The following is a 10,981-nucleotide window of genomic DNA, read 5'->3' on the forward strand; positions in this document are numbered from 1 at the left end:
CGACATGACCGACGCCCTCCCCGACCGCCTGCTCACCCACCTGCGGCACGTCGACCTCGCCGTGCCCGACTACGACAAGCAGCTCGACTTCTACGCCGGAGTCTGGGGCCTGACCAAGGTCGCCGAGGACTCCGGCATCTCCTTCCTGGCCGCGGAAGGCAGCCCCGAGCAGTACGTCGTACGGCTCCGCAAGGCCGACGAGAAACGGCTCGACCTCGTGTCCTACGGCGCCGCGTCAGCCGCCGACGTGGACACGCTCGCCGATCAACTCCTCGCGGACGGCGTGCGGTTGATCTCGCAGCCGGGCAAGGTCGACACCCCCGGCGGGGGCTACGGCTTCCGCTTCTTCGACGGCGACGGCCGCACCGTCGAGGTCTCGGCGGAGGTCGGGGCCCGGCGGCACCGGCGTATCGAGGAGAAGGAGGCCATCCCGGTCCGCCTCTCGCACGTCGTCCTCAACTCGCCCGACCTGGACGCCACCCGCGCCTGGTACGAGCGCCACCTCGGCTTCCGGCTGTCCGACACGCTCAGCTCCCCGCACATGGGCGAAGTCATGCACTTCATGCGGATCAGCAACCAGCACCACTCGATGGCCCTCGCCAAGGGGCCGCACACCTCCCTGCACCACGTCTCGTTCGAGATGCGCGGCCTGGACGAGTACATGCGCGGCTCGGGACGCGTGATGCGCTCCGGCGCCCGCAAGATCTGGGGACCCGGCCGCCACATGGCGGGCGACAACACCTTCACGTACTTCCTCGACCCGCACGGCAACACCGTCGAGTACACAACGGAGTTGGAGGAACTCGACGAGGACACCTGGCATCCGCACGTCTACGACTTCTCCCGGCCCGAGGTCACCGACCAGTGGGGCACGGCGAACCCAATGAACGAGCTGGTCGCCAAGGAGTCCTTCAACGACGTCGACCCCGGCATCTTCGTCGCCCCGCCGGTCTGATCCCCATCTGCTCCGGGGGCGCGGAAAGTCCATGCCTGACTCCCGCGCCCCCTGTCCACCCCTACGCCGCACCCCAGGATCGCCATGCGCTTCGCCACGTACGAACACCACGGCCGCCGCAGCGTCGCCACCGTCGAGGACGACGGCACCCTCCGCCCCATCCCCGGCCACGCCTCGCTGCTCGACCTGCTCCGGGCGGGCCCCACGGCGCTGCGTGAGGCGGGCAACGCCACGCCGGACGTGCCGGACGGCCCGCATGTCTCGCAGGTACGGCTACTGCCGCCTCTACAGCCACCGTCACTACGGGACTTCGTCACCTTCGAGGAACACGTCGAGGGCGTACGACGCAGCATCGACAACACGGCCGGGGTCCCCGACGCCTGGTACGACGCGCCGACCTTCTACTTCACCAATCCGTACGCCGTCATCGGCGCGCACGACGACGTGCCCGTGCCGCCCGGCTCCTCGGTCCTGGACTTCGAACTCGAAGTCGCCGCCGTCATCAGCCGCGAGGGCCGCGACCTCACGCCCGAGCAGGCCCGCGACCACATCATCGGCTACACGATCTTCAACGACTGGTCCGCCCGCGACCTCCAATCCACCGAGATGAGGGTGGGGTTGGGCCCCTGCAAGGGCAAGGACACCGCCGCCACCCTCGGCCCGTACCTGGTCACCGCCGACGAACTGGAGCCGTACCGGGACACGGACGGTTTCCTGCGACTGGCGCTGACCGCCTCGGTGAACGGCGAGGTGGTCGGCAAGGACCTGCTGTCCAACATGAGCTGGACCTTCGAGGAGATGGTCGCCTACGCCTCCCGCGGCACATACGTCCGTCCCGGCGATGTGCTCGGCTCCGGCACCTGCGGCAACGGCGGCTGCCTGGCCGAGCTGTGGGGCGTACGCGGCCGCCAGGATCCGCCACCGCTGAAGCCCGGTGACACCGTCGCCCTCACCGTCGAGGGCATCGGCACCGTCACCAACACCGTCGTGCCCGGCGCTGGACCGGTACTGATCCCCCGGGCCCGCAAGCGCCCGCGGCTGCGCCCGTGAACGGCGGGGCCGTGAACAGACTGGACGGCAAGGTCGTGATCGTCACCGGAGCCGCGCGTGGGCAGGGCGCGGCCGAGGCCGAGGCGCTGACCCGCGCGGGGGCGATGGTCGTCGCCACCGATGTGACCGAAGCTCCGGGCTGTCTGCGCCTGGACGTCACTGACGCGAAGGAGTGGGCGGCGCTCGCCGAAGAGCTGCGCTGCCAGTACGGAGAGGTCCACGGCCTGGTCAACAACGCCGGCATCACCTGGCGCGCGAGACTCCACGAGGTCACGCCCGAGGACTTCGCCCGCGTCCACGCCGTCAACGTCACCGGCCCGCTCCTTGCCATCCAGCACCTGGCGCCGTTGATGCCGCCGGGCTCGTCGATCGTCAACGTCGGCTCCGCCGCTGGGCTCACCGGTCACTACCCGGTCGCATACACGGCCAGCAAGTGGGCGCTGCGCGGCCTGTCGAAGGCGGCCTGTGTCGAGCTGGGCCCTCGGGGCATCCGCGTGAACACCATCCATCCCGGCTTCATCGAGACCGAGATGACCGCCTCCGCCGCGCCCGCCTTCCGCGAGGCGAACATCCGCGAGACGCCGCTGGCCCGCACCGGCACCGTCGACGAGGTCACCCCGCTGGTGGTCTTCCTCCTCTCCGACGACGCCTCCTTCATCACCGGCACGGAGATCCCCGTAGACGGCGGATTCACCGCACACGGCGGCGGCAAGTCCATCTCCGACGCCCTGCGGCCTGCGTCCGACTGACCGCCAACTGACCTCCGACCGAAAGGACCCCCTACGTGAACAAGGTCAGCGCGAGCGCCGCCACGGCGGTCGCCGACATCCCCGACGGGGCCTCGCTGGCAGTCGGCGGTTTCGGCCTGTCCGGCATCCCGGCCACCCTCATCGACGCCCTGCACGCCCAGGGCGCCACCGGCCTGAAGGTCGTCTCCAACAACTGCGGCATCGACGGCCAGGGGCTGGGCGTCCTCCTCGCCGAGGGCCGCATCAGCCGCGTGACGGGCAGCTACGTCGGGGAGAACAAGGAGTTCGCCCGCCAGTACCTCAACGGTGACCTGGAGGTAGAGCTCGTCCCACAGGGCACCCTCGCCGAGCGGCTGCGAGCCGGCGGCGCCGGCATCCCGGGCTTCTACACCCCGGCGGGCGTGGGCACACAGGTCGCCGACGGCGGTCTGCCCTGGCGCTACACGGCCGACGGCAGCATCGCCGTCGCCTCCCCGGCGAAGGAGTCCCGCACCTTCGGCGGTCGCGACCACATCCTCGAACACGGCATCACCACCGACTACGCCCTCGTCCGCGCCTGGCGCGGCGACACCCACGGCAACCTGGTCTTCAACAAGGCCGCCGCCAACTTCAACCCGCTGGCCGCCATGGCCGGTCGCCTCACCGTGGCTGAGGTCGAGGAACTCGTCGAGCCCGGAGCCCTCGACCCCGACGCGATTCACGTCCCCGGCATCTTCGTGCAGCGGGTCGTGGCCCTCACCCCCGCCCAGGCCGCCGACAAGCGCATAGAGCACCTTCGAATTTCCGCGTCTTCGACACCAGGGACCGTACTCGCATGAGCTGGACTCGCGACCAGATGGCCGCCCGCGCCGCCGCCGAACTGACCGACGGCAGTTACGTCAACCTCGGCATCGGCCTGCCCACCCTCGTCCCGGGCCACCTTCCGCCGGGAGGTCACGTCGTCCTGCACTCCGAGAACGGCATCCTCGGCACCGGCCCGTACCCCCGCGAGCACGAGGTCGACCCCGACCTCATCAACGCAGGCAAGGAAACCGTCACGGTCCTCCCCGGCGCCTCCTTCTTCGACTCCGCGCTCTCCTTCGGCATGATCCGCGGCGGCCACATCGACACCGCCGTCCTCGGCGCCATGCAGGTCTCCGCCACCGGCGACCTCGCCAACTGGATGATCCCCGGCAAGATGGTCAAGGGCATGGGCGGCGCGATGGACCTCGTCCACGGCGCCCAGCGCGTCATCGTCCTCATGGAACACACCGCCAAGGACGGCAGCCCCAAGATCCTCGACGAGTGCACCTTGCCCCTCACCGGCAAGGCCTGTGTCCACCGCGTCATCACCGACCTCGGCGTCATGGACGTCACCGACAACGGCCTGCTCCTCGTCGAGACCGCCCCCGGTGTCACGGCCCAGGCCATCACAGCGGTCACTGCCGCGAAGCTGCACACCGCCACCTGAGGCACGTCGGCCTGGACGACGACCCCGACGACCCGGTGATCATCACCGGCCGCAAGGCCACCCGCAACCACCGCCTCACCGACTCCGAGAAGGAAGCGAACCGCCTGCTCAACCGCGAACGCGCCGCCGTCGAGCACGGCTTCGCGAACCTGAAGTCCTGGCGCTTTCTCACCAAGGTCCGCATGAACGCCCGGCACGCGACCACCCTCCTGCGCGCCCTGCTCGTCCTGGCGAACACCGAAGTCCACAGGTGACAGACGATCTCCCGCGGAAGATCACGCCCCTGACCGGAGCGAGCACGTCACCGCGGGCCCACACCAGTCCCCGTGACCTGCTGAATCAGGAGGAAAACATCTCACTGACAGTGGGCCCACAGGCGTGGGGCGTGGCCGTGGTCGGAAGATACGTAACCGATCTACGTAGACTCACGGTTGTCACGCGTGGACGCGGACTGGAGGCTCGTCCTCATGACTCCACTCACCCCCGTGTCTCCCGAGGTCGCCGACCTGGCTGCCCGGCATCGGCTAGGGCCGGTCCAGGGCGTGTTCGCGCCGAAGCGCCTCCGTCGCGCGGTGTTCGCCGCCCATGTCTTCAACTGCCTCATGCTCATGCCGTTCTTCCTGGTCCCCGGGCTGTTGTACTACTGGTTCTGGATGCGCCGTTTCCCCGACTTCAGCCGGAAGCGGGCCGCCCAGCGGCTGCACCTGTTCGAGGAGGGGCTGGTCGTGCACCCGCCGTCCGGCGGCGAGCCGGTCGCCCTGCGTTGGGACTCCCTGCGCCTCCAGCAGGAGATCACCCAGCTGATCGTCTACGGCCGCCCCCACCCGACCAGATACGTCTACTCGGCAAGCGCCCCCGGCCAGGGGTCGGTGCGGATCACGGAGTTCTATGAGGATCCCGACGCCTGGGGTCCCTGGATGCAGGACGCGGTGGTGCGCGCGCAGGAAGCGGCCGTGCTGGAGATGCTCCGCGAGGGCGGCACGGTCCGGTTCGGAGCGCTCTCGCTCTCCCGCACGGCCGTGTCAGCCCCCGGGAAGGGCAGCCTGCCCTGGCCGAAGGTCCGGGAGGTCCAGGCCTCGGGCTTCCTGGTCCGCATCATGACCACCGGCTCCTCGAGCGACCCTGTCCGCTGGTCCCACCACCCGGCCAAGGACATCACGAACCTGCACTTGTTCCTGGCGGTCGCCCACAACCTGCGCGAGCAGTCCGCCGCCTGATACTCCAGCCGGACTTCTGTGTTCCTCCTGGTCAAACCGCTTGGTGGAGGGGAGCGTAGCGGGGGTGTGGCATGGGTGGGACGCATCGCCACCGGAGAGAAGGCCGACGGCGCGCTCCGCGCGAAGGGCGTCTGCCAGACGCAAGCCGAGGCCCGCACCCGGGAAGCCCAGAAGACGCCCCTGACGGACGATCACGTGTTACCGATCTCTACCCTGCCCAGCACGAGTACCCCAACGAGACGGCACACCAGCCCCGCCGACCAGCAGAAATCAGGATGGCGGGTCCTCATTGCCCCTACGCGGGGTCGCAACTAGACGCAGGCGTCTGAGTCGATGCCGCACAACACCGTCCTCATCGCCCCTACGAGGGGTCACAACGCCCCGGGGTGGGCCCGCTGAGCTCGTTCGGCCCTGGCCCGCCGCCGCGCAAGCCCGAGTCGCTTCGGATTCGCGGCGACGCTGGATGCGGGCCGCCTCGATCGGGAGCGGCGGCTGGTCGTCCGGGAACGCCCGCCGGCTCAGCTCGCGCATCGCCCTGGTCTGCCGCTCCACGGCCTCCGCGATGCCCGGGGCGACGCGCTGCGCGGGCGCGACGGCCTGGTGCGCGGTCAACGCCTGCTGATAGCCCGGCGAGGCCATGTCACGGGTCTTCACCGGCGCCTGGGTCGCGGCCGCCGGGATGGGCTCCGTCACCCGGGGCGCGGGCGCGGCACCGACGGCCAGGACCCGGACGCCGCGTACGGCGCGGGTGCCGACTGTCTGGTTCGCCGTGGCGATGATCTGGGCGCTGATCAGCCGCAACTGCGTGGCGTAGGCGGGCGAGTCGTGGCGCAGGTCCAGATGTCCGGTCTCTGGGTGGAAGGCGACGGCCTGGACGTGGTCGGGCAGCCGGGAGGAGACGGCGGCCGCGATGTCCGGCCACTGGCCCAGCACGCTGCCGCCAGCGGCCGGGATCGCCCAGGCCCACTCGGTGACCAGCGAACCGATCGCCGCGCCAAGTCCCATCGGCTCGCGAGCGTCCCGGCGCACCGTACGGACCACGCGCGGCGGCTTCTGCTTCGTCTTCTGGCCGCCGCCGTTCTTCCGGGCCTGCTCCATCGCGGCCCGCAGCGCGACCCGGGCCAGGTCGACGCCGGATACCTCGCCGCCGCTCATTAGAGGACCATCCCTTCTGCAGCCCTCACGAGTAGGGTTGTGACCTCTCGGTCCCGGTGGGTGCATGGCCATCGCCGCGAGCTGCTCGACGGCCAGCATGAGTTCCGCCAGCCCCGCCGGGCCGAGGCCGTCTGATCGGCTTCAGGGACACGCCCCGCAGAGGGCCGATTAATGAGCTCCCGGCAGACGACCTCACCACCGGGCAGGTGCTCCTGGAACGGCACTGGAGTACGAGGCACGTGTTCATCGGATGGGACTGGGCGACCGACACACACGACGTGACGGTCATGGACGGCACCGGCAAGCGCATCGACCGGTGGGAACTCGCCCACACCGAGGCGGGGTTCGCCAAGACCCTGGCGAGGCTGCGCAGGCACGGCGATCCGGCCGGTCTACCCGTCGCTATCGAGACGACCCGCGGCCTGGCCGTGGACCGGCTGCTCGCAGCCGGCCACCCGATCGTTCCGGTGCACCCGAACGCTTTCCACGCCATGCGAGCGCGCTGGGGTGCCTCCAAGGCCAAGACCGACGCCGGTGACAGTCTGAAGCTCGCCGATTATCTGCGTACCGACGGCCATCTACTGCCCCGGCTGGAGCCCACCGAACAGGCCACCCTCGACCTTCAGGCCCTCGCCCGGACCCGTGCCGACCACATCGAGGCCAAGGTCGCCGCCGTCAACCAGCTCGCCGCGCTGCTGGACGAGCACTGGCCTGGCGGCAAAGCGGTCTTCGCGAACCTCGACAGTGACATCGCCATCGCGTTCCTGGAGAAGTACGCCACCCCGACCAAGGCCGCCAAGCTCACCGCCGCACGCCTCGAAGCCTGGTGCAAGCGCCCCGGCTACTCCGGCAAGAAGCCCGGCAGCGTCCTGATCGAACGCCTGCGCTCGGCCCCGCAGGCCGCCTCCCGCCTCAGCGAGAGCGTCGTCGAACAACTCGTCCGTGTCCAGGTCCAGCTGGTCCAGGGCATACGCACGACCATCCGCACCTTGGACAAGGCCATCGCCGACGCCACCGAGACGCACCCCTACGCGCCGCTGTTCGCCCGCATGCCGCGCATCGGGAAGATCAGCCTGGGCCAGGTCATCGGCGAGATCGGTCCGATCCTGGAACGCGCCCAGACCTGCGAACAGCTCATCGGCGAGGCCGGTGTCGTCCCGGTCACCCGCGCCTCGGGCAAGTCCCACCCGGTCGCCTTCCGCTTCGCGACCAACCGCAGAGCCCGCGTCGCCCTGACCACCTTCGCCGACAACAGCCGCCACGGCAGCGACTGGGCCGCCAAGATCTACAACGACGCCCGGGCCCGCAAAAAGCGACACCCCCACGCCGTCCGCATCCTGGCCCGCGCCTGGCTCCGCGTGATGTGGGCCTGCTGGCGCGACGGCACCTGCTACGACCCCGCCATCCACCAAGCCAACGGCAAGGTCAGCACAGCCGCTGAGGAGCCCCTGGCGGCATAGAGGTTGACTCAGGAACTCATGCCTGCCCCCAGGTGGTGTGCCCGAGGACCAGGTGGCGGGTGCCGGACAGGCGCTGTGCCTGGTCGACCAGCTGGTTGCTGAACAGGCGCCTCGCGGACGTCCACGGGCCGGGCAGAACAGGTGGGCTCGGATGTTCCTGAACCCCCGGCGGACCCGGGCGAGGGTGAGGCGTTCGGGTTTGGTCGGCTTCTCCCAGGGCCGACGGAGGCCAGCGGCCGGGCGAGCCTGAGCTGGGTGTGCGCGATGGCCAGGAGCCAGGTTGTGCGAGACGGCGGCGCCAGCGGAAGAGGCCAGCTCCATGGTCGTGTCTCCGAGATCCGGGGCGAGTTGGTCTGGCACACGGCGAAACCCCTGGCGCGCGCCCGGAAACCGTCCCCGCGGCGAACACGGCCCCGACAATCCGATGCCCCCCGACTAGAGCAACGCCGGACCTGTGTGACTTACCGATCCGTACGGGTGAACCGGCGGAGGATCACCGGGCGCCCGGGGGGGGATCCCTCCCGCTACGAAGATCACGAACCGTCCGATGACCTTCGAGAGGAAGCCCCTTGCGCCCCGCCCGCTCCCGTAACGTCGGCGCCGTTGCCACCGTGTTCTCCGCACTCGCCGTCCTGCTCTCCCCCGCCACCGCGCACGCCGCCGCCCCCGGCGACACCGTGGCCCTGCCCGTACGCGACGCCCTCCACGCCCTGCCCGTCCAGACCGAGAACCGCACCGGGTACGAACGCACCAAGTTCCGCCACTGGATCGACGCCGACCGCGACACCTGCAACACAAGGCAGGAGGTCCTCCTGGCGGAGGCTGTCACCGCCCCCTCCCAGGACGCCAACTGCGCCTTGAGCGGCGGCTCGTGGTACTCGCCGTACGACGACACGTACTTCACGCTGGCCCGCGCCCTCGACATCGACCACCTGGTCCCGCTCGCCGAATCCTGGGACTCCAAGTAGGCGGAGTTGCTGTCGGCGCATCAACGTCGCGGGTTTCGGGCACGCCGGTGACCTGGCGGGGAGTGGTCGGGGGTTTCGTTCGTTCGGGTGATGGTGAGGCGTCTGGCCTCAAGTGACGCTGTTCCAACGCCACGATGTTGCATCAGGTGCAACCGTGGGAGTGGGTGTGCGGACCGTTGATGTGCCGGGTGCGTTCCGGCTGATGGTGCCAGGGAATGTGCGGGCTTTGGACCCGGCGTCGGCGATGTTCGAGGAGATGCTGCGGGGTGGGAGCAACAGCAGCGGAGCCGGCTGTTGGCGGGGAAGACGATCGGGGACCGGCTGAGCAGGCCGCGCTCAGCGACGTGCTGACCGGCTGCCCGAACGTTCCCGTCCACGTCACCCGGGCCCGCTGAGAACAGGCAGCCCGAAATGTTCGCGACTGGCTGCGGGCAGCGGATCAGCCCGCGAGCGGTCACACCGCATTGGAGCGACATGCCCTTGCACCTCCTGGCCCCCAGGACCGGGCGCGGTCTCGGCCTGCTCGTGGCCGCCGCCGTCTCTCTGGGCCTGGCCTCGGCTGCGGCGGCCGGCCCCGCCACGCCGGTCCTCGACAGGAACTTCCCGGATCCCGACATCGTGAAGGCCGCCGGGGCCTATCACGCGTACGCCACCAACGACGACGGCAAGCACATCCAGCACGCCACCTCCCGCGACCTGGTGGGCTGGAAGGTGGACAGCGGGAACGTGCTGCCGGTGCTGGGGGCCTGGGCCAAACCGGAAGAAGGCAAGGTGTGGGCGCCGGAGGTGTACGACAACGGCGGCGGTTTCACCATGCAGTACACCGCCCGGGACAGGGCGAGCGACCGGCAGTGCATCGGCGTCGCGCTGTCGTCCTCGCCCGACGGACCGTTCCGGCCGGTCGGTGACGGACCGCTGGTGTGCCCGGCGGCGCAGGGCGGTGCGATCGACGCCTCCAGCTACACCGAGGGCGGGCAGCGCTACCTGCTGTGGAAGAACGACGGCAACTGCTGCGGCATGGACACCTGGCTCCACTTGCAGCCCACCTCGTGGGACGGCACCCGCACCACCGGCGAACCGGTCCGGCTGATCAGGCAGGACCCGGACCCCGAGCGCGAAGGCCGCCTTGTCGAGGCGCCCACCCTCGTCAAACGCGACGGCCGTTACGTGCTGTTCTACTCCGCGGACGACTACCGCGGCGAGAAGTACAAGACCAGCTACGCGGTCGCCGACCGCCTGACAGGGCCCTACACGAAGGCCGCGAACCCGCTGATGACCACCGCCACCTTCTCCGGCGCGGTGCGCGGCCCGGGCGGCCAGGACGTGGTGAGCGGCCCGGACGGCCGCGACTACCTCTTCTTCCACGGCTGGAGCGACCGCGGGCGGATGATGTACCGGGCTGACCTGGGCTTCGCCAACGGCTACCCCGTCGTGCGGGGGAGCAAGGTCCGCTACCAGGCGGAGAACGCCCGAGTGCACCACGCGGGCGTTCGCGCGGCACCCGCCGCGTGGGACGGGCACGTCGTCGGGGGCATCGACCACGCCGACAGCTACGTGGAGTTCGCGGTCTTCGCCGCTTCCGCCGGCACGCATACGCTGGCAGTGCGGTTCGCCAACGGCTCCTTCGACAGTGCGGGGACCCCTGTGCCCGCCGACCACGGTCTTACCGTCAACTCCGCCCGTGCAGGTGTCATGCACTACCAGCACACAGGCTGGGGGAAATGGGCCGTGGTGGAAACAACCGTCACCTTGAAGGCGGGGTGGAACACTCTGCGCCTGTCCAAGGGCGAGTATTTCGCCGAACTGGACGCGGTGGAGGTCGCCTGACCCAAGGGCCCGGAACGCACGGTGGTGGGGGGGGGCCCCCCCCGGGCCCCCCCCCCCCCCCCGGGGGGGGGGCGGAGCAGAAAGGGGGGGTGGGGGTGTGGGGGTCGCCCCCGCCCCCACGCGCCCCGGGGGGGGGGGGGGGGGGGTTTT

At 70.3% G+C, this 10,981-nt stretch carries 10 protein-coding genes and 2 pseudogenes; 10 read left to right on the plus strand and 2 right to left on the minus strand.

All coding sequences use genetic code 11. The features are described from left to right. Positions 1–4 precede the first annotated feature (4 nt). From ACH4TV_RS46200 to ACH4TV_RS46230, 7 genes are all read left to right on the plus strand, one after another. Positions 5–955, plus strand: a complete 951-nt coding sequence (locus ACH4TV_RS46200; protein WP_398407475.1) for a VOC family protein — start codon at positions 5–7, stop codon at positions 953–955. Between the two features lie 84 nt (positions 956–1,039). Further along, positions 1,040–2,005 carry a fumarylacetoacetate hydrolase family protein gene (locus ACH4TV_RS46205; RefSeq protein WP_398407476.1) on the plus strand — a complete coding sequence of 322 codons (966 nt, stop codon included), beginning with the start codon at positions 1,040–1,042 and terminating at the stop codon, positions 2,003–2,005. Between the two features lie 11 nt (positions 2,006–2,016). Continuing rightward, positions 2,017–2,754, plus strand: a complete 738-nt coding sequence (locus tag ACH4TV_RS46210) for an SDR family NAD(P)-dependent oxidoreductase (protein ID WP_398407477.1) — start codon at positions 2,017–2,019, stop codon at positions 2,752–2,754. A gap of 35 nt (positions 2,755–2,789) precedes the next feature. Further along, positions 2,790–3,572: a CoA transferase subunit A gene (locus ACH4TV_RS46215; RefSeq protein WP_398407478.1), complete on the plus strand. Its 783-nt coding sequence runs from the start codon at positions 2,790–2,792 to the stop codon at positions 3,570–3,572. Beyond that, the gene (locus ACH4TV_RS46220) at positions 3,569–4,204 is read left to right on the plus strand and encodes a CoA transferase subunit B (RefSeq protein ID WP_398407479.1); all 636 of its coding nucleotides are present in this window, start codon (positions 3,569–3,571) and stop codon (positions 4,202–4,204) included. The genes ACH4TV_RS46215 and ACH4TV_RS46220 overlap by 4 nt, the downstream gene beginning before the upstream one ends. A 35-nt stretch (positions 4,205–4,239) precedes the next feature. Then, complete coding sequence (locus tag ACH4TV_RS46225; RefSeq protein ID WP_398407480.1) at positions 4,240–4,458, plus strand: transposase family protein; 219 nt, start codon at positions 4,240–4,242, stop codon at positions 4,456–4,458. A gap of 213 nt (positions 4,459–4,671) precedes the next feature. Continuing rightward, positions 4,672–5,421 carry a DUF6585 family protein gene (locus ACH4TV_RS46230; RefSeq protein ID WP_398407481.1) on the plus strand — a complete coding sequence of 250 codons (750 nt, stop codon included), beginning with the start codon at positions 4,672–4,674 and terminating at the stop codon, positions 5,419–5,421. 270 nt (positions 5,422–5,691) lie between these two features. Here the strand turns inward: ACH4TV_RS46230 and ACH4TV_RS46235 are convergent, their stop codons facing one another. Beyond that, a complete protein-coding gene (locus ACH4TV_RS46235) occupies positions 5,692–6,576 on the minus strand; it encodes a DciA family protein (protein WP_398407482.1) in 885 nt (294 codons plus the stop codon). 239 nt (positions 6,577–6,815) lie between these two features. On the opposite strand from ACH4TV_RS46235, the gene ACH4TV_RS46240 reads away from it, so the two are divergent. Continuing rightward, positions 6,816–8,036, plus strand: a complete 1,221-nt coding sequence (locus ACH4TV_RS46240; RefSeq protein ID WP_398407483.1) for an IS110 family transposase — start codon at positions 6,816–6,818, stop codon at positions 8,034–8,036. A 57-nt stretch (positions 8,037–8,093) separates the two neighbouring features. Here ACH4TV_RS46240 and ACH4TV_RS46245 read toward each other — a convergent pair. Next, positions 8,094–8,368, minus strand: a pseudogene (locus tag ACH4TV_RS46245) (transposase); the annotation flags it as partial. Positions 8,369–8,647: 279 nt separating this feature from the next. Between ACH4TV_RS46245 and ACH4TV_RS46250 the strand changes: the two are divergent. Together ACH4TV_RS46250 and ACH4TV_RS46255 are read left to right on the plus strand one after the other, a co-directional pair. Next, positions 8,648–8,998 (plus strand): annotated as a pseudogene (locus ACH4TV_RS46250) (HNH endonuclease); the annotation flags it as partial. A 480-nt stretch (positions 8,999–9,478) separates the two neighbouring features. Next, positions 9,479–10,831 carry a family 43 glycosylhydrolase gene (locus ACH4TV_RS46255; protein WP_398407484.1) on the plus strand — a complete coding sequence of 451 codons (1,353 nt, stop codon included), beginning with the start codon at positions 9,479–9,481 and terminating at the stop codon, positions 10,829–10,831. Positions 10,832–10,981: the final 150 nt, after the last annotated feature.

Source organism: Streptomyces sp. NPDC020898, from assembly GCF_044333925.1.
GTDB lineage: Bacteria > Actinomycetota > Actinomycetes > Streptomycetales > Streptomycetaceae > Streptomyces.

What these genes read in the sequence shown, in the direction of transcription:
- ACH4TV_RS46230 (WP_398407481.1), top strand. Translation starts at nt 4,672, where the DNA reads ATGACTCCACTCACCCCCGTGTCTCCCGAGGTCGCCGACCTGGCTGCC.
- ACH4TV_RS46255 (WP_398407484.1), top strand. Translation starts at nt 9,479, where the DNA reads ATGCCCTTGCACCTCCTGGCCCCCAGGACCGGGCGCGGTCTCGGCCTG.
- ACH4TV_RS46205 (WP_398407476.1), top strand. Translation starts at nt 1,040, where the DNA reads ATGCGCTTCGCCACGTACGAACACCACGGCCGCCGCAGCGTCGCCACC.
- ACH4TV_RS46235 (WP_398407482.1), bottom strand. Translation starts at nt 6,576, where the DNA reads ATGAGCGGCGGCGAGGTATCCGGCGTCGACCTGGCCCGGGTCGCGCTG.
- ACH4TV_RS46220 (WP_398407479.1), top strand. Translation starts at nt 3,569, where the DNA reads ATGAGCTGGACTCGCGACCAGATGGCCGCCCGCGCCGCCGCCGAACTG.
- ACH4TV_RS46200 (WP_398407475.1), top strand. Translation starts at nt 5, where the DNA reads ATGACCGACGCCCTCCCCGACCGCCTGCTCACCCACCTGCGGCACGTC.